The 18,178-nt window shown below is 39.5% G+C and carries 16 protein-coding genes; 9 read left to right on the top strand and 7 right to left on the bottom strand.

Going from position 1 to position 18,178, the window contains the following annotated elements:
- The first annotated feature begins 142 nt into the window (after positions 1–142).
- From AC3Z9T_RS09040 to AC3Z9T_RS09025, 4 genes are all read left to right on the top strand, one after another.
- Positions 143–1,312, top strand: a complete 1,170-nt coding sequence (locus AC3Z9T_RS09040; RefSeq protein WP_102137490.1) for a caspase family protein — start codon at positions 143–145, stop codon at positions 1,310–1,312.
- Positions 1,309–2,349, top strand: a complete 1,041-nt coding sequence (locus AC3Z9T_RS09035; protein ID WP_369516081.1) for a hypothetical protein — start codon at positions 1,309–1,311, stop codon at positions 2,347–2,349. The genes AC3Z9T_RS09040 and AC3Z9T_RS09035 overlap by 4 nt, the downstream gene beginning before the upstream one ends.
- A 1-nt stretch (position 2,350) precedes the next feature.
- A complete protein-coding gene (locus tag AC3Z9T_RS09030; RefSeq protein ID WP_102137488.1) occupies positions 2,351–3,433 on the top strand; it encodes a ComEC/Rec2 family competence protein in 1,083 nt (360 codons plus the stop codon).
- Between the two features lie 184 nt (positions 3,434–3,617).
- Positions 3,618–3,782, top strand: a complete 165-nt coding sequence (locus AC3Z9T_RS09025; protein ID WP_004922840.1) for a hypothetical protein — start codon at positions 3,618–3,620, stop codon at positions 3,780–3,782.
- Here the strand turns inward: AC3Z9T_RS09025 and AC3Z9T_RS09020 are convergent.
- Together AC3Z9T_RS09020 and AC3Z9T_RS09015 are read right to left on the bottom strand one after the other, a co-directional pair.
- Positions 3,779–4,396, bottom strand: a complete 618-nt coding sequence (locus tag AC3Z9T_RS09020; protein WP_490125856.1) for a Fic/DOC family protein — start codon at positions 4,394–4,396, stop codon at positions 3,779–3,781. The two genes, AC3Z9T_RS09025 and AC3Z9T_RS09020, sit on opposite strands and share 4 nt — an antisense overlap.
- Before the next feature lie 556 nt (positions 4,397–4,952).
- On the bottom strand, positions 4,953–6,611 hold the full coding sequence (locus AC3Z9T_RS09015; protein WP_490125855.1) for an alpha-keto acid decarboxylase family protein: 1,659 nt from the start codon (positions 6,609–6,611) through the stop codon (positions 4,953–4,955).
- A gap of 271 nt (positions 6,612–6,882) precedes the next feature.
- Between AC3Z9T_RS09015 and AC3Z9T_RS09010 the strand changes: the two genes are divergently transcribed.
- Positions 6,883–7,152 (top strand): YdgH/BhsA/McbA family protein, encoded by a 270-nt coding sequence (locus tag AC3Z9T_RS09010; RefSeq protein ID WP_490125854.1) that lies wholly within the window; start codon positions 6,883–6,885, stop codon positions 7,150–7,152.
- 106 nt (positions 7,153–7,258) lie between these two features.
- Here AC3Z9T_RS09010 and AC3Z9T_RS09005 read toward each other — a convergent pair whose 3' ends face one another.
- From AC3Z9T_RS09005 to tetR, 5 genes are all read right to left on the bottom strand, one after another.
- Positions 7,259–7,612: a RidA family protein gene (locus AC3Z9T_RS09005; protein WP_490125853.1), complete on the bottom strand. Its 354-nt coding sequence runs from the start codon at positions 7,610–7,612 to the stop codon at positions 7,259–7,261.
- A 2-nt stretch (positions 7,613–7,614) separates the two neighbouring features.
- Positions 7,615–8,856, bottom strand: a complete 1,242-nt coding sequence (locus tag AC3Z9T_RS09000) for a D-amino acid dehydrogenase (RefSeq protein ID WP_490125852.1) — start codon at positions 8,854–8,856, stop codon at positions 7,615–7,617.
- Positions 8,857–9,014: 158 nt separating this feature from the next.
- Positions 9,015–9,920, bottom strand: coding sequence for a LysR family transcriptional regulator (locus tag AC3Z9T_RS08995; protein WP_490125851.1), 906 nt, complete (start codon positions 9,918–9,920; stop codon positions 9,015–9,017).
- Positions 9,921–10,108: 188 nt separating this feature from the next.
- Entirely contained in the window at positions 10,109–11,314 is a 1,206-nt protein-coding gene (gene gltS / locus AC3Z9T_RS08990; RefSeq protein ID WP_490125850.1) for a sodium/glutamate symporter, read from the bottom strand.
- A 376-nt stretch (positions 11,315–11,690) separates the two neighbouring features.
- Positions 11,691–12,305, bottom strand: coding sequence for a tetracycline resistance transcriptional repressor TetR (tetR, locus tag AC3Z9T_RS08985; protein WP_490125849.1), 615 nt, complete (start codon positions 12,303–12,305; stop codon positions 11,691–11,693).
- Positions 12,306–12,389: 84 nt separating this feature from the next.
- Here tetR and tet point away from each other — a divergent pair, with 84 nt between their 5' ends.
- The 4 genes from tet (at position 12,390) to AC3Z9T_RS08965 (ending at position 18,088) form a co-directional block, all read left to right on the top strand.
- Positions 12,390–13,604 (top strand): Tet(A)/Tet(B)/Tet(C) family tetracycline efflux MFS transporter, encoded by a 1,215-nt coding sequence (gene tet, locus AC3Z9T_RS08980; protein WP_490125848.1) that lies wholly within the window; start codon positions 12,390–12,392, stop codon positions 13,602–13,604.
- A 377-nt stretch (positions 13,605–13,981) separates the two neighbouring features.
- Entirely contained in the window at positions 13,982–14,920 is a 939-nt protein-coding gene (locus AC3Z9T_RS08975; protein ID WP_490125847.1) for an AEC family transporter, read from the top strand.
- Between the two features lie 38 nt (positions 14,921–14,958).
- Positions 14,959–16,587 carry a benzoylformate decarboxylase gene (gene mdlC, locus AC3Z9T_RS08970; RefSeq protein ID WP_490125846.1) on the top strand — a complete coding sequence of 543 codons (1,629 nt, stop codon included), beginning with the start codon at positions 14,959–14,961 and terminating at the stop codon, positions 16,585–16,587.
- Positions 16,588–16,936: 349 nt separating this feature from the next.
- Positions 16,937–18,088, top strand: coding sequence for a lactonase family protein (locus AC3Z9T_RS08965; protein ID WP_490125845.1), 1,152 nt, complete (start codon positions 16,937–16,939; stop codon positions 18,086–18,088).
- Positions 18,089–18,178: the final 90 nt, after the last annotated feature.

Genomic DNA, 18,178 nt, shown 5'->3' with positions numbered 1-18,178 from the left:
ATAAAATGCCTCATGTACCCATAATAGCCCTACCGTAGATAAACTTGAATAATATCAGCTAGCCCTGATAACTAAGATAAAGTAAAATTTCACAATTCAAGGCTTTACTGAGTCCAATATCAATCAAGGAGTGGCTCGCCGAATGACAGCAGTTATAGATGATAGCTTAAACTCACCCGGAACCCATGCGCTGATCATTGGTGTAAGCGCGTATGACTATCTGATGGGCTCTAGTGAAGGGGAATGTAGTGAGCAAGGCTCAGATTCTGGCCTCAGACAACTAAGTGCGGCCGCAAGATCTGCTTCCCAGTTTGCGACGTGGCTGATGACGAAATATCGACGCAAAGACTTTCCGCTTCGGAGTTTACGCGTACTTTTATCGCCAGCGACTGAAGACGAAGTAGGTGTAGCCCTCAAAGATCATCTTAGAGATGATTCAATCCCAACAAGGGAAAATGTATCAACCGCATTTAGAAACTTTAAACAGGCTGCAGCAAGAAACCCGAATAATATCGCAATCGTTTATGTGGCAGGACATGGCGTTCAATTTACTAATACTGGCGCAGTACTCCTATTAAAAGATTTTGCCCATCCTGAGCATGAGGAAGAACGATATAAGGGGGCTGTAGATATTAGATCCATGCATGAAAACATGACGTATGCTAACGTAGCGCGGAGTCAGTTTTGGTTTGTGGATATATGCAGGCAAAGAGCTCCGGATGCTAAAGAGTTCGAGGAATTAGCTGGCGTACTAAAATTCAACATACCTGTCAAGACAAGTAGTTCTAGTGCGGCCACATGCTCTCCGCTATTTCTATCAGCATCATCGGGCGAGCAAGCGTTTGCCAAACCTGGAAAGTTAACCCTTTTCTGCGAGGCTTTGATGTCTGCTCTTGAAGAAGGTCATGCTGCTTCCTCCGATGGGGAACGCAGTTCACCATGGCTAGTGTCAACTAGCGGATTGCAGATGTATCTTCGAAAAACTGTAGAATCGTTAGCTGCCTGTCATGATGAAAAACAATTAATCGAATGTACAGGGATTTTTAGCGATGAAGTCTTTCATGAATGCGAAAAAGCTCCAAATGTAGATTTAACAATACAGATCAAAGACGGCTTACCTGGGACCCACTACAGTGCAAAATTGTCTCAACTCAGTAGAGTTCTTTATGATAATCATACAACATGGCCGCTTCGTGACAGTATACCTGCGGGTATTTATAAGATAGAAGTTACAACTTTAACCACTAATGAGAAAGACTCCGATAATCTCAGACTTTTGCCTCCAAGTCGGATAAAGGAACTTCCACTATGAATGGGATCGAAACTAAAAATATAAATCTTAGTATTAAAGTGAAGTCTAAGTTTAATTTCGGCGGACGATGTACGAAAATCGACATCCGAGATAGTGAACTGATTCTTGTTGAGAAGCTCACTACAAGAAGAGAGTTCAATCTCCCCCCAGGACTATATGAAGTTAGCACATTTCTTGGTGATGGAAAGAGAGCATCGCAAATCGTTGAAGTATTCGAATCACAATTAACTGAGATAAATTTAGAGCCAGACCTTGATTATCAGCCCGCGCCTCCAGAAGATGACAGCCAATTTAAGAAAATTGAGGAGTTGAATCAGGATGATTCACTGGGTTTGACTATCTTTGATAAAGATACTGACTTTACTATTTATCCGGCTAGAAACTATTGGATCGTACAGCATAAAGATGCAATGCAAAAGATGCCTATAATAACACTTGAAAAAAACGGGTCGTATATTCAAGCTAGTCTCCCTATTAGCCAAGGCCATCGTTTATCCGTTACTTGCCATGTGAAACAGGCCTTGAATTCGAAATATGGGCACGTAGAAATAAACATCTCGCAGTCTAGAGGGATGGCTTTTGGCTTGGAGTGCATGCTTAAAAGTGGGCAAATCATGAATGCAGCTGAGGTAGCTTCTAATGCGCTTGAAGCCTTGATAAAAAAATACACGGACCCTACAGGAGCAACACTTGCAGCACTGATTCTTTACAAGACGTGCCGACTAGATGAGTCGAGCATAAGACATTTAATCGATTTGGCAAAAGAACATGATTGGCTACCTGATGCCAAAATAATATTAGCTCTATATTTCGCTCGCATTGGCAAGTTAGACGAATCAATGCAACTTGCGTGTGAAGCTAGCGAAAAACGCATTCTTTTAACTGAGTGCTTTTCATTATTATTGGATCTTCTTCGTTATTTACCAGATACAAAATACGATGAAAAAAGAAGTGAAGCTCTCGCACGTTTAGCGCAAACCGCGCCACTCGTAATTTGGAAGTCTATGTATCTAACAACCAGTATGGCCGGAGATTAAATTGTTCTCAATACAAATGCTACCTGCACGTGAAGGCGATGCAATTTTGGTGCGCTGGGGAGAGAAGCATCCTCATTATCAGATGCTTGTCGATATGGGTATTGAGGAAACAGGGAAGGAGATTAATGATAAAATTAGCGGCCTGCCCGATGAACAGCGGACCTTTGAAGCAGTTGTAGTCACACATATCGACGCTGATCATATTGGAGGATTATTGAGTTGTTTTGTTGACTGCGAAGAGCCGTGTGCCATAGTGAAAGACTTTTGGTTTAATGGTTACATGCATCTGGATGGTCACAGAAGCAACTCTGCTCTAGAAGGGCTAGGTGTAGCCCAAGCCGAAAGACTCTCTGAATGGTTGAGCACACAGCCCTGGAATAATTTGTATGATGGAGGTTCCATCTGTCGAATCGAGGGAGAACCGCTTAAAGTTATTGAGCTGGCTGGAGGCATGAAGGTAACCGTCCTTGGGCCAACTATGCAACGACTTGAAAAGCTTAAATCGGAATGGGACAAAGAAATAAAAAAAGTCTTACAAAAAAAACAAAAGAAATCCTCAGTATCTAATCTAGAATCTATGGGAGCAAGTTTACCATTGGAGATTCCAGATACTCAGTCCCTCAATCTTTTAGCAAAGCAAAGGCCCTTGCAAGACACTAAAGCTGCAAATGGGAGCAGTATTGTCTTACTATTAGAATATGATGGTAAAAATGTTCTACTCACTGGTGATGCGTTCGCTGAAGACTTGGTTGACGCTATTTTAGTTTTATCGAGTGAGCGCCCCTTAAAGCTCGATGCTTTCAAAGTCCCCCACCACTGTAGTCGTGGGAATATCTCAAAGAAATTAATTGAAGCTGTTGATTGCACAAATTGGCTTATATCGACAGATGGAAGCAGACATAAGCACCCCGACGACGAAGGGATAGCATCTATCCTGCGTTATAGGACAACTGATTTTGTAAATTTGTTTTTCAATGTAACTAGCGATTACAATTCAAAATGGTCGAACGATACGTGGCAGCAATGCTTCGGATATTCAGCAAACTATGGCTCTCAAGAAGATGGTTATTTGCTGAATCTTTGATTTCATAAATTTACCTTATTTAAGGTCAGCGAGTACTTGTGACCTTAATGTCCGCTCTTCGCTCAAAGCAGACGGAAATGAAATGACGTTGTGCTGTAAAATTTTTAACTAGAAAAGTGATCTATGTTGCCATATAAACCAATGATGATAAAATGCACTATCGCCAGTTTGAAATGAGACTACCATGAAAAATAATGAATTAATTCAAGTAACAAGACCAACTCGTACTCAACTCATTCGATCGGTAGCAACCTCTACGGCGATTGAAACTGGGCAGGAGTCTCGTCGTCTTGAAGAAGAAATGAAAGCAAAGCGTGAGAAGTTTGGGCATTTGAAACTTGCGATTTAGTTCGCTTTCAAGGCTTCGTTAACCCAATATTTCATGGGTTCATAGTTAAGGTTTAACCCTGCGTGGATTGCTGCGATATACTGCTCGGGGTGTTGAGTCCAATTTTCATAGTCTAGTGGCTGGAAACCAGCTTGTACTGCCATCACATCCGCGAGTAAACGCGATAATCGCCCATTCCCCTCTCTAAACGGATGTATCAGAATTAACTCCACATGCACAGTTGCAATAGCTTCTGTGGCTTGTTCTCGGCTCATATTAGTGCAAGGCGTGTACTTCGCTAGAAACTCGTTCTCAAATTGAGCAAGTAACTTTGCAACTCGACCCGCAGGGGCAAACATAAAGCCGCCCTTGCTAATATTCACCGTACGTAACTGACCAGCCCACTCGTAAACATTCCCTAACCATTGGCGGTGCCAACGCTGAATAAGTGATACGGTAATTTGCTCAGTGGGAAATTGTTCTTCAAAAATGACTTGATACAGTTTTTCTAACAGGACAAGCTCAGCATCATTGATATCATCAATATTTGAAAGCCCTAGCTTGTTAGCTAGCACTTCTTCATCAGAACTATCAGCAAATTTTCCTTCGCTGTTAAACACATCGTATTTATTCATATAAGCGTGTTCTTGTGGTGTGGGTATGAATTTTGTACGTTATAATGCTAAAAACATCAAATAAATAATAACTACCTATAAATCAACGGATTAATTAAGTGTAGGTTAAATTATAGGTTTTTCTGAAAAATTAATAAATATCGTTATATTTCAACGCTAACACACCCATGCATCATTGGTGTGTGGGATTCGAAGTTTTGGTTATCTGTCATAGCGTTATCTGTTATTACTGATTAAGTGATGGCGTTCTACGAGTATGATTTGTCTGATTATATTTTACTTAGTACCGATAAAATACCACAGAATTCGCCTGATTAATGGTTCAAAGTGCCTGTATTGTATATTGTCTCAGTAGAATTTCATTAGCAAACATAGATGCTTGGTTAAAATTTAGGAACAGCTTCGCAGAAATAAAGTGTAATCAGTTGACGGGCAATGCATTAGCGTAAATTGCGAGGGCGATAGGCAACATAGAAACTAGCGTTGCCTTTTTAAATTACCACGTGATGCTGTATCACATTGAGTAAAATCAGATCTTCATTCGAAATCTATCCCTTTAAAGGGAATACAGTTTATCAAGTGAATCACGCAGTCTATGGGCCAGCTCGGGAGCGACATATTTACCTGTAATGATTTCAATATAAGAAGCGTTATCATGCAATTCTGCTTGCTGGATTGCATCATCTAATTCATCACAACGAGAGACCTTCTGGCAATACCAATCTTCGCAGCCAAGAGCTGCTGGTAGTTGGGCATAGTTCCAGTAGGCAATATCGTTGTAATAGACATCAGGATCTTTGCAAATTAATCGTTCAAACAGGTAGCCATCGTTATTGATGATAAAAATAATAGGTTTTAAACCAAAGCGAGCAAACTGGCATATTTCTTGAGCGGTTAACTGATGAGCCCCTTCTCCAGTGATTAATATGATCCGTCGCTGTGGTGCAGCTAATGCGGCTCCGAAGGCGGCGGCTGTAGACCAACCGATAGATCCCCACAAAGTTTGACTATGATACTGTGCATTCTTAGGAAGCAATGCAAATAATAGCCCCATCATTGGCGTACCAGTATCGGTAAAAATATGGTCATCTTCTCTAAACATTGACTCAAAGCGTGCATAAAGATATTCCGCTGAAATGTCAGGATCCTTAGGAAGGGATGGCGGTCCTAATTTATCAGCAGTCGGTGCTTGGTGGTGATATTGATATATTGGGAGTTGTTTTTCTAAGACATTTAGCACATCTCGTATATAGACCTGTGGATAGTGCTTTGAGCCAATGCTGACATGATCAGGCATAATATCCACTCTGTTGTCTGGGTTAATTGAAGCAGTGAAAAAGCCTGTATTTACATCACTAAATAAAGCTCCAATATTCAGTATGCAATCACAGCTTTCAATATATGCTCTGATGTGTTCATTGGCTAAATACCCATGATAGCTTCCCATGTAATTGGTGTTGGATTCACTAATAACACCTTTATCCATCATCATTGTTGCATAAGGTAAGTTGGATTTTTCGATAAAAGACTGCACTTTGTCTGTAACAGCAAAGCGTCTAATTAGAATACCAGTAAGAACAGCGGATTTTTTGCTGCTCTCTAATTTAGCAAGGATCGCGTCAACAGCCTTTTTTAAGCTATGCTGATTGCTTTGTGGCTGATTAATAGACAAAGAATATGGTCTATCTATTTTTATTGGGCTAGTTGCATAATCTGCGGGTATACCGATATAAACAGGTCGACGTTCAGTCAAAGCGCAGTTAATAAGGCGCTCAACTTCAGTTATACAGTTGTCAGGGGTGAGGATTGTATGAGCACAATTAATGGATTGAGACATTTTGTAGAAAACATTGAAATCACCATTACCTAATGTGTGATGAACTGGATTTTGGTTCATTTGTGCTTTGCTAGTTGGCATACCGACTAAATGGAAAATCGGTAAATATTCTGCATACGACCCCGCTAACGCATTCATTGCGCTCAGTTCTCCTACGCCAAATGTTGTTGCTAGTGCAGCTATTCCTTTGATTCGAGCATAACCATCAGCAGCGTAGGCAGCATTTAATTCATTACAATTGCCAATCCAACGTATGTGTTCGTGTTCGCAAATTGCATCATTAATAGGAAATGAATAGTCCCCTGCGACACCAAAAATATCATTAATACCTAATTTATTTAATTGTGATAATAAATATTGTATAACGGTTGGTTTCATGTTTTTCTCCATTTCATGCTCAATTTAATTAAATTATCTTTTGTGGATGACCTTATTTTGATTTTTTTATGATGACGTGTCGTTTTTTTTTAAATTAATTCAATTAGGCTTAAAAATAAAACCTATGAATATTATCTTATTTATTAATGAGTAATGATTTATTTTATGTTTGTCGTATTTATGTTGGATGGATAGGCTATTGACAGAATATTTATAAGTAACTAAGGTTATTATTATCTTATTAACCAATATAACTCTAGGTGGTCTTAAAGTGAATAAATTAAAAACAGCAATTTTATCTTTAGCTTTATTAAGCCCATTGGCATTTTCTGCTACTGAAATTAATTATACTAAATCCCTTGATTTAAAATTTGCAGGTACTGTCAATGTTGTTATGAATGAGGGTATTGTTAATAATTATGTGGAAGCTATTTCACAGAAAGCAGATGAAAAGGGAGCGGAATATTTTGTTATTACTTCAGTAGAGTCTGAAGGTAGTGGTAATAATGTTTCAGTGACCGCAAGTTTATATAAGAAATAAAGTATAATCATCACACTTCAAGTAATCACAACTTGAAAAATAAAACTAAGGTCACTTTTATAATATATATTGTGACCTTAGCTATTTTAATCAGAAATGGCAGCCATTACTGTTGTGCAGCAGTCACCATAACTTCAACAAGTACTTGATCACGCGCCATGTTGGCCTCTACCGCTGCGCGGGCAGGGCTATTCTCTGCAGGCATCCATGCTTCCCATACGGCATTAAACGCAGCAAAGTCACGTTCCATATTTTTAATCCATACTTGTGCCGAAAGAATACGTGACTTGTCACTGTTACTCGCCACTAATAATTCATCGATCTTGGCAAGCACTTCTTGTGTTTGTGCTGTGATATCTCCAGACAGATCGGTAGGGACTTGGCCAGACAGATAGACTAAACCTGCATACTCAACGCTATCTGCTAAACGTGGTTTTGGGTTATTGCGTTTGATCATCATAGTTATCTCGTTAATCCAGTTAAAGAAATTGGCGAATTTTGCCCTGTGACTAGCTGGCTGAGTATTACAGCACTGCCGGCTGCTAATGTGAATCCTAAACTACCATGACCAATATTCAACCAAAGATTGTTGTATTCAGTTTTGCCTAACATTGGTGGCCCTTTCGGTGTTGATGGGCGCAAACCACACCATGTTTCAGCATTATCAATGCTCTTTAAGCTAGGGAAAGTTTTTTTGATAATATTTTTTAGTGCAACAATTCGGTTATCACGTAAGCCAAATTTATCATAACCAATATCAACCATAGCAGCGACACGTAACTGTTGATTGAGTTTTGCATAGACAATTTTATTGCCATAATCAGTGACATTCACCTTGGGTACAACATGCGGTTGTTCAGGATAAGGAATAGAAAGGCTATAACCTTTTAGCCCTAGCATTGGGATATTAATACCTAATGGTTGTAATAATTGGCGGCTACCATTACCTGCACATACAATCACATCATCAGCTGAAATGTTTCCCTGATTAGTCACGACACCAGTGATATTATTTTGCTGTTTAATAAATGAAATCACGGAGTGTTGTAAGCATAATTTAAAATCAGCCTGTGTAGATAAATATTGCAGTAGGTTTTTACAAAATAAGTAACAGTCTGCACTTTCATCATCGGGAGCATAAATTGCCCCAACTAACTGTGACTGAATATTTTTGAGTGAAGGCTCGAGAGCACTAATTTCATCGGCAGTTAATATTTGTTGAAATTGATTATCGACTGTTTCACAGGCTTTATTAAAGCTTTTCTGGTCACGATGAATGATTAATTTACCTGATTTTTCCCAAGCAAAATCACCAATATCACCGCTGGTGCGCCAAGCGTTCATTATTTTTTGGCTTAATAATGATAGCCTTAATTGGTGGGCACCATTAATTTTATTGGTTTTTCGGTTACAAGCTAATGTAAATTGCGTTAACCAAGCCCATTGCTGAAGGGAGAACTGTATTTTTAAATTAAGTGGTGAATCATTTTTCCCCATCCAACTTAAACCTTGTAGTGGCACACCTGCATCAGCTAAAGGGGATACATAGCGGTAGCTGAGTTGACCACCGTTGGCAAAACTGGTTTGCATGCCCACATCGGATTCTGATTCTAATAAAGTGACTGCATGACCTGCTTTTATTAACGCATATGCGGTACTAAGACCGATAACGCCTGCACCAATAACCACCACATGTTTTTTCATCGTAATTCACTCGTCATACTTCAAGTTGCAGCTTAGGTTGAGGAATGGTGGCTACGCTTTTTGGCGTTAGCCATTCATCGACTTACCGCTTAGCTGTGCTTAAAGTATTCGCAGCTAATAATAACGGAAGAGTTATTATTTAACGGCGAATGAGTTAACTAAACAATTGAGTTTTCATTGCCAGAGTATAACTTTTGGTTAACTCCTTTATTTCTTTTTTCGAGGGTCTGTGACAAGGTGTTTACATAGTTTTGTGCCGCTTTTGTTAATGGCCTATCAGCACGGTGGAATACAGAAACTGCTAAACGCAGGTTCTCTTTGAGGGGGTAAATCATCGATTTTGGCAATGTATGTTCAGCTGAAAAAATATCTGTGATACTACAGCCTAAACCGGCTTGAACAAATTCCGCGGCCATATGATAGGTATGCACACTAATATTTGAAACAGAGAACTCATGATATTGCTGTAACAATTGAGATAATGAATCTGATCCTGGGTGGATCCAGCGATCTTGATCAATATCAGCGAGTGAAATGGGGCCTTGATGTTTTTGGGTATCAACATAAACCAATGGAATTTCAGCGATTGGTAATACTGTGATGCCGCCTTCAATGGCAAGGTTAAAACCGATACCAATATCTAAATCTTGTTGCGTTAATAATTGCAGAATATCGACGGTGTGGTGAGTACCAATGGTTAATTTAATATTGGGATGTTTTTTAATAAACTGCGCAGTCACTTCAGGCACTAAGTTTAACCCAAGGCTTGGTAAGCAACCAATCGCTAATTTACCCTGTGGGTTCTTAGATAAATTTTGTGCCAAAATTCGTAGGCGATCTAAATTTCGGTATACTTCTTTAGCTTCATCAAACAATAAAAGTGCTTCATCGGTGGGTAATAATTTTCCTCGGATCCGCTGAAATAATACTAATCCCAATTGCTGCTCGGCATGTTTAAGAGCTTTACTTGCTGCTGGTTGAGATATGTGTAAAACCTCCGCAGCACGAGTTAGCGAGCCACAGGTCATTACCGCATAAAAGATATCAAGATGTCGTAATTTCATTCCATGAGCCTTAATTTTTTATCTCAAACGCTATTCTAGCGAATAACTGAAAAATATTCAGGCATACAGCTCAATATTCATCTTTTAGGATGGTTTTATTGGGGGAAATAGTGTGATTCCAGATTTTCAGTTGTGAAGTCGCTCAGTGTATATCTCATGTTGATGAGATATACACCAAGAGAGAAGGGCTAGCTAAAATAGGCTCCAATCTCAATAAATATTTTAATTATAATGCTATTCGATATATCAACGATAAAAGCGCCAACCATTGGTACAACGAGGAAGGCTTTATGTGATGGTGCAAATGCTTTGGTGACTGTTTGCATATTAGCAATAGCAGTTGGCGTAGCTCCCATACCAAACCCACAATGCCCTGCACTAATAACCACGGCATCATAGTCTTTACCCATCATCTTGAAGGTAACAAAGCAAGCAAATAACACCATAACTACTGTTTGTACCGCAATAATAATCAATACTGGGCCTGCCATACTGGCGAGTTGACCAAATTTTAATGACATTAGCGCCATTGCTAAAAATAGTGACAAAGCAACGCTACCTAATACGTCAACGGTGGGTTCAAAGACTTCGTGTTTAAATACATGAGCCAAGGTATTGCGGATAATAATACCAACAAATAAACACCATACAAAAGTGGGTAATTGCAATACGGTATCTTTAAATAATGTGCTGATATAGCCACCAACAACGATACAGATAATCAGCATTGAAATGGTTTCGATAACATTGTTAGCGTTAATTTTTCTTTTAACACTTGGCTGTTCGAAGGCTTCAACAATGGTATCGCGTTCTTGCTCTGTCGTTTTGGGAATTGTGACTTTCTTTAATAAATGTCGCGCAACCGGACCACCAACAAGACCGCCTAATACTAAACCAAGTGTAGCACAAGCCATTGCAAGCTCTACTGCACCCTCGACGCCATATTTATCGGCAAGTATTGGCCCCCAAGCTCCCGCATTACCATGACCACCTGTCAGTGTAATTGAGCCAGCAATTAAACCAATGAAGGGATTTTCATTCATCATTACTGCCATTCCCATCCCCACGGTATTTTGAATTGCGATCAAAATAGTGACAGCGATGGTTAATAAAACAAGCGGTTTTCCGCCTTTAATTAATCGCGAGAAATCGGAGCTTAATCCAATTGAAGAGAAAAAAGCGATCATTAATAAGCTTTGTAATGAAGAATCGAATGTAAAAGTGTAGCCTGATGTTTTATCGACAATTAACAAAATAATAGCAACAATAAAGCCCCCAACGACGGCTTCAGGAATGTGGTTTTTTTGTAGAAATGGGGTAAATTTAACTACAAACATCCCAATCAATAGCGCGACACAAGCGACTAATAATGTATAACTGGCATCCAAGATCATTATTTTACCTCAAGTAGTTTACCAGATTTTTCACTATAACAATTTAACATTAGTGAAAAATGAAATTACTTTGCTTAACCATTTTTTAACAATGAGTTTTGTTCGAGTATCCATAACCTTTGGTTAATAGAGGTATAATTTAAGCGGATTGTGTTTGTTTCATTTTACTTAATTAATTGAAGTTTTATCCTGTCATTTAAATCGATAAGCCTAATCGTAATGCGGGTTATGCTATATTTCTCATGGCATATTGATGAACCGATTGAATAAATAATAAACATGACTAATGTGCTGGTTTAGTGGCTGTCAGGTTGATCTGTTAATTTAAAGAACTGTGAAGTAGAACGTAAAACTATTAGCTATTTCCTTTATTTTGTTACTCGGCTAAGAGTTGTTTCTCTAAACCATGAATGATCATTTCGAGGCCAAATAAGAAAGCAGGTTCAGCACCTTGGCTATCAAGTAGGGAAATGGCTTGTTGCAGTAATGGCGGTGTCAGACCTGTATCTGAGTTTTCACGTTGCTCTTTAGCGGATTGATGCTCTTGATCTTCTAACACACAACCTAGTGTGAAATGGCCAATTGTACTAAGAGCGTATAAGGCATGCTCTAAAGAGAAGCCTTGCTGACATAAAAAGGCGAGCTGATTTTCAATGGTTTGATATTGTTTTTCAGTTGGTCGAGTGCCTAAATGCACTTTTGCACCATCCCGATAGCTTAATAGCGCTCGTCGAAAACTTTTTGCATTATTACGCAAAAAGTCCTGCCAACACTCACCTTCTAAAGGGCAAAAATGCGTATGGTGTTGATCTAACATTTCAACCGCTAATGCATCCAGTAAAGCGCGCTTGTTTTTGACATGCCAATACAGTGTCGGCTGCTCAACACCCAATTTTTGTGCCAGTTTTCTTGTGGTTAAGCCATCCATTCCGACTTCATTGAGTAGTTCTAACGCGCTACTAATCACTTTGCTTTTATCTAGTCTTGCCATCGTCGACTCCTATTTAATGGTTGACACTCTATCATTGATAGAGTTACTTTACCACTCCCTATCATTGATAGAGAGAATTGCAGGATGAACAGATCGACAAGTATTGCATTAGTGATCACTTTGCTAGATGCCATGGGGATTGGCTTAATAATGCCAGTTCTACCAACGTTATTACGTGAATTTATTACAACTGAAAATATTGCTAACCATTTTGGTGTACTGTTGGCGCTGTATGCGTTGATGCAGGTCGTTTTTGCGCCGTGGTTAGGCAAAATGTCAGACCGTTTTGGGCGCAGACCTATTTTATTGTTGTCATTAATTGGCGCGTCGCTGGATTATTTATTATTAGCATTTTCGAGTGCACTTTGGATGCTGTATTTAGGACGATTGCTTTCTGGGATCACTGGCGCCACTGGGGCAGTTGCTGCCTCGGTGATAGCGGATACCACATTGGATTCAGAACGAGTTAAATGGTTTGGACGACTAGGCGCTAGTTTTGGTGTGGGTTTAATTGCAGGTCCAATTATTGGTGGGTTTGCAGGTTCTATCTCTCCTCATAGTCCATTTTTTATTGCTGCATTTTTGAATATCATTATTTTTTTTGCGGTGATGCGCTGGTTTGATGAAACTCGCCAAGCAGCAGAAGGCGCTGCTATTGATGTGGAAGTGAATGAAAAACCAAACTCGGTATACATGACGTTAATAAAAAGTATGCCAATTTTATTAATTATTTATTTCTCAGCGCAGTTAATTGGTCAGATCCCAGCAACGGTATGGGTATTGTTTACTGAAAACCGTTTTGCATGGGGCAGTGTGATGGTCGGTTTCTCATTGGCGGGGCTCGGTTGTTTACATGCGCTATTTCAAGCTTTTGTCGCTGGACGTATTGCGACAAAATGGGGAGAGAAAACGGCGATAATTGTTGGGTTTATTGTTGATAGCAGTGCTTTTTCCTTGCTAGCGATTATCTCTGAAGGTTGGTTAGTGTTCCCCATTTTAATATTGTTAGCAGGTGGGGGTATTGCATTACCAGCATTGCAAGGGCTGATGTCCATCCAAGTGAGTAGCCAGCAACAAGGGGTACTACAAGGTTTATTAGTGAGTTTAACCAATGCGACTGGAGTTATTGGTCCACTGTTGTTTGCATTAATCTATAATCATACATTACCAATTTGGGATGGTTGGATTTGGATGATTGGTTTTATTTGTTATTTAGTGATTATTTTATTATCAGTGGTCTTTATGTCGAATCCGCCAAAACAGTTCAGTAAGCAAAAAAGAGAGTTTATTAATTTTTAAATTAATAGGTGTTAGTTATATTTTCTTATTAAACTAGAATTAAATATGCTAAAAGAAAACATATGTATTTAAATTGTTAATTATTTTTATTTTGTTACCTTTATTAAATAAATATTAATCAAACTATTAAATTCAAAGCTCGTTACTTTATTTTGATTGTTGTCAATTTTAAGTGTGTTTTCACTGTCTTTTTAGGATGGTTGATTTTAAATGCACTTGAATTTAAATGTTTTTAATACTAATGGTAATCAATTTAAGATTGACATTAAAATTGTTTTATCTTTTGGCTGTTTTTATTTTGTCACTAATTTTTGTTATTCTCAAAGGTGTAATAACAGAGCTTTGTTTTTATTTACTATCTGTTTTTTGGGGATGATATGTTAGAGATAATCATATCTGCATTATTACCTATTGTTGTTACCTTAGCGCTAGGTTATTTTGCAGCATGGCATAAAGATTTTAACTCAGATCAAAGTACCGTTTTAAACCGTTTGGTTATGTTGTATGCACTACCATTAACTTTATTTTCTGGGATGTTAGGCGTCAAGCGCTCTGTGTTGTTAGAACAAAGTGATATGGCGTTAGTTTTATTTATCAGTATGGTGGGTGCTTACATTGTTGTATTTGTGGTTTCCCATTCTGTTTTTCGTCGTAGTAAGCCGATAGCCGCACTGCAAGCGTTGGCTGTTGCTGCACCTTCAGGGCCTTTTATTGGTATTCCTGTTTTAGGCTTCTTGTATGGTGAGTTAAGTTCGATCCCTGTTTCTCTGTGCGGAATTATAATTAACTTAATTCTTGTTCCATTTACGTTATTTTCATTGTCCACCTACTCATCAAATAAAGAGGGTGGTAATGAAAAGGTGAGTATCGCCGCTAATCTAAAAAATACGCTCAAAGAGCCTATTATTTGGATGCCTGTACTGGCTTTTGTTATTTTAATTTTGGATTTTCAAATCCCTGAGAATATATTAAAGTCATTAAAATTATTAGGCACAACGACTGGAGGAATTGCGCTATTCTCAACAGGGATTATTCTTTATAGTCAAAAAGTGACGTTTAATTTGACTATCTTGACATCGGTAATTGCTAAAAACATTATCGTCCCAGTTATTACGCTAGGTATTTGCCTATTGATGGCGATAAAGGGCACTGTAGCTGACTTGTCTATTATGACAATTGCATTACCCGCAGCGACAATCAGCGTGATATTAGCGATGCAATATAAAATTGCTGAACAAGAAATGGCATCCACCTTCTTTTTTAGTACCGTATTATCCATTGCCACCATGGCAGCGTTTTTAGTGTATTTACATTAATTGAGCCGCAATAATTATTTGCTTATTGGAGTTTTTAGATGAAAAAGACCATCCGCCAAGTGACATTTGATTTATTACGTGAGTTAGATATCACCACCGTTTTTGGTAACCCAGGCTCAACCGAAGAAACTTTTTTGAAAGATTTTCCGGCTGACTTTCGCTATATCCAAACCTTGCAAGAAGCTTCTGCGGTTGCTGCTGCTGATGGATACGCACAATCAACCCGTAAAGTGGCAATGGTTAACGTCCACACTTCGGCTGGGCTAAGTAATGCGATGAGTAATATCCTCACTGCTTTTATGAACAGAACACCACTCATCGTTACTGCGGGTAACCAAACGCGCGAAATGTTGCTTATGGAACCATGGCTTACCAATATTGAGCCAGAAACTTTACCAAAACCATGGGTGAAGTGGAGCTATCAACCTGCGCGTGCTGAAGATGTGCCTGCTGCATTTATGCGAGCTTATGCGATGGCGTTGCAGCCACCAGCAGGCCCAGTATTTTTATCTATCCCATTGGATGATTGGGACAAACCTGCACTAGACGAGCAGGCAGTAGTTCGCTCTATACCTCAGCGTATTGGTTATGACCCAGCACGTTTGAAAGAATTTGCAGATGCACTATCTGCGGCTAAAAATCCTGTGCTTATTTATGGTTCAGCAATTGCTCGCGGACAAGGTTGGGATGCGGGGATCAAACTGGCGGAAAAATTGAATATTCCAGTTTGGGCTGCACCTGCATCTGAGCGTCCTGCATTTCCTGAAACACATCCGTTGTATGCGGGAGGATTACCATTTGCGATCAAATCACTTTCAGAGAAACTTGAAGGTCATGATTTAGCGTTGGTGATTGGCGCGCCGGTTTTCCGTTATTATCCTTATGTTGCAGGGAGTTATATCCCTGAAGGATTGCGCTTACTGCATATTACTGATGATCCGGTTGAGATTGGTCGTGCTCCTGTTGGTGATAGCTTACTTAGCGATGCGGTACTTGCAGTTGAGGGGTTAACTGAATTGGTTGCACCAAGAGCGGCCGGATCACAAGTGGCTAAGCAAGCACATAATATGGCTCCACACCCAGTAGCAGCAGAGCCTGCAACTAACTCTTCAACATTGAGTGCAGCGGAGCTGTTCCGTGCATTGCGTGACGTTGCACCAAAAGAAACGGTATTGGTTGAAGAGTCACCATCTAACTTAGCTGAGTTACATCGCGAGTGGCCAATTGAAGAGCCTGATTCGTTCTACACTTTTGCAAGCGGTTCTTTAGGCTGGAACTTACCAGCAAGTGTTGGTATTGCACTAGGTGAAAAAGACAGTGGTCGCAATCGTCCTGTGGTTGCGGTGATTGGTGATGGCTCGATGCAGTATTCAATCCAAGGTTTGTGGAGTGCAGTGCAGCAGAAATTGCCAATTGTTTTCGTTATTCCTAAAAACAGCGAATATGCGATTTTAAAATCGTTTGCGGTATTAGAAGAGACTCCAGGTGTACCGGGTCTGGATATACCAGGGCTTGATATTGTTTCATTAGCGAAAGGCTATGGTTGCTCGGCGATTAGGGCTGAAACTGTTGAGCAAGTGAAAGCGGCATGTAAAGAAGCATTTAACCGTGAAGGACCTACGGTGATTGAAGTGCCAATTTTACCGTCTATTCCACCGTTGATCTAATCTAAATAGCCGGCAACATCTGTTGTCGGCCTTTTTATGTCACTCCATTAATGATCGGTTTCGCTAAAAATCTCGATCTCCATCCCAAAACAAGAAATGTCCACTAAAGTCAAATTTTTTATTCAGGCTAATTCGAAAATTCAATATCGTTTAAAAAGCCAGTTGTAAATACGGAGTCCTGCTTAAGTGGAAATGCATAGTTCTAGCTGCTGGCTTATTTCCATCAATAAATGGAAATAATGTATCTGCACAGTTATTGGTGATTTCGCTAGTCTGACATGGTTATTTTATATTCACATTTCACAGTGAAAAAGCAGTTCCACATTGCGGATTAATTAGGAAATTTATCATGTCAAAAAAGTTATCGATTTGGGCGGCATCAGTCATGTTTGCTAGTAGCTCCTTGATGGCTGCACCACAGTTTGCATGGGTTGGCACTTATAGTCCTAATGGAGAAGGGGTGTATCGTTTTGATATGGATAATCAAACAGGCCAATTAACCAATAAGGTGCTGGCTGCGCCACTAACAAATGCAGCACAGTTGGTGCTATCTCATAATGGCCAAGTGCTTTATGCAGGTAGTGAAACAGAAAAAGGGACTGTTCATGCATGGAAAATCAATGCTGATGGTTCATTACAAGCGATAAATAATGTCTCTTCGGGCGGTGATGGTCCTGTTTATTTATCACTAACACCAGATGGACGCTATTTATTAGTTGCTAACTATCACAGTGGTGCCGTGTCTGTTTTGCCTATCCAAGAGGATGGTGGTTTACAGGCGGCAAGCGATACAATTCAACATGAAGGCCCAGCAGGTGCGACCTATCCTGAAGCTGCGGTTGAAGGTAGCTTCGCTATTAGTGATCATAATGGCCCTCATGCACACATGATAGCCACTGATCCTTCAGGTAAATATGTGTTTACAACCGATCTTGGCCTTGATCGTATTTATCAATACAAGTTAGATCAGAAAAATGGCAAATTAATTGCGAATGATCCGCCTTATATTATGGCTTCTTCTAAAGGAGCTGGGCCACGCCATTTTGTGTTTTCCAAACTTGATGGCCACGTTTGGTTAGTTAATGAAGAAGCTTCAACGTTAACCCAATATCAATTTGATAAACAAAAGGGCACGTTACAAGAAGGGGCAACAGTTTCATCATTGCCTGAGAATTATAAAGGGACCAACTTTATTTCAGGGATTGTCGAAAGCCAAAATGGTCAACATTTATATGTGGGTAACCGCCTATATAACAGCATCGCACATTTTAATATTAATAAAGATGGTTCGTTGAGTAAACCAACGCAAACATGGACACGTGGTGATTATCCAAGAACATTAACGTTATCGCCAAATGGCAAATATCTCTATACCATGAATCAACGTAGTGACAACATCACACGTTTTAGTGTTGATCCTAAATCAGGGGAGCTTAAATTTGTGGATGATTATGTCGCGGTTGGCGCACCTTCTCAAATGGTGATTAGTGAAAAAAAGTAGAGTTTAAGTGATAAATGGTAGCGTAATAAAGCGCTACCATTAGAGTTCTGATAAAGGTTTAAATGATGACAGCCAAGCATATATGCTTGG

It is taken from the genome of Providencia sp. 6390, assembly GCF_058148425.1.
This window is presented reverse-complemented; position numbering and strand designations above follow the sequence as displayed.

What these genes read in the sequence shown, in the direction of transcription:
- AC3Z9T_RS09040 (WP_102137490.1), top strand. Translation starts at nt 143, where the DNA reads ATGACAGCAGTTATAGATGATAGCTTAAACTCACCCGGAACCCATGCG.
- AC3Z9T_RS09035 (WP_369516081.1), top strand. Translation starts at nt 1,309, where the DNA reads ATGAATGGGATCGAAACTAAAAATATAAATCTTAGTATTAAAGTGAAG.
- AC3Z9T_RS09025 (WP_004922840.1), top strand. Translation starts at nt 3,618, where the DNA reads ATGAAAAATAATGAATTAATTCAAGTAACAAGACCAACTCGTACTCAA.
- AC3Z9T_RS09020 (WP_490125856.1), bottom strand. Translation starts at nt 4,396, where the DNA reads ATGAATAAATACGATGTGTTTAACAGCGAAGGAAAATTTGCTGATAGT.
- AC3Z9T_RS09015 (WP_490125855.1), bottom strand. Translation starts at nt 6,611, where the DNA reads ATGAAACCAACCGTTATACAATATTTATTATCACAATTAAATAAATTA.
- AC3Z9T_RS09005 (WP_490125853.1), bottom strand. Translation starts at nt 7,612, where the DNA reads ATGATGATCAAACGCAATAACCCAAAACCACGTTTAGCAGATAGCGTT.
- AC3Z9T_RS09000 (WP_490125852.1), bottom strand. Translation starts at nt 8,856, where the DNA reads ATGAAAAAACATGTGGTGGTTATTGGTGCAGGCGTTATCGGTCTTAGT.
- AC3Z9T_RS08995 (WP_490125851.1), bottom strand. Translation starts at nt 9,920, where the DNA reads ATGAAATTACGACATCTTGATATCTTTTATGCGGTAATGACCTGTGGC.
- gltS (WP_490125850.1), bottom strand. Translation starts at nt 11,314, where the DNA reads ATGATCTTGGATGCCAGTTATACATTATTAGTCGCTTGTGTCGCGCTA.
- tetR (WP_490125849.1), bottom strand. Translation starts at nt 12,305, where the DNA reads ATGGCAAGACTAGATAAAAGCAAAGTGATTAGTAGCGCGTTAGAACTA.
- tet (WP_490125848.1), top strand. Translation starts at nt 12,390, where the DNA reads ATGAACAGATCGACAAGTATTGCATTAGTGATCACTTTGCTAGATGCC.
- AC3Z9T_RS08975 (WP_490125847.1), top strand. Translation starts at nt 13,982, where the DNA reads ATGTTAGAGATAATCATATCTGCATTATTACCTATTGTTGTTACCTTA.
- mdlC (WP_490125846.1), top strand. Translation starts at nt 14,959, where the DNA reads ATGAAAAAGACCATCCGCCAAGTGACATTTGATTTATTACGTGAGTTA.
- AC3Z9T_RS08965 (WP_490125845.1), top strand. Translation starts at nt 16,937, where the DNA reads ATGTCAAAAAAGTTATCGATTTGGGCGGCATCAGTCATGTTTGCTAGT.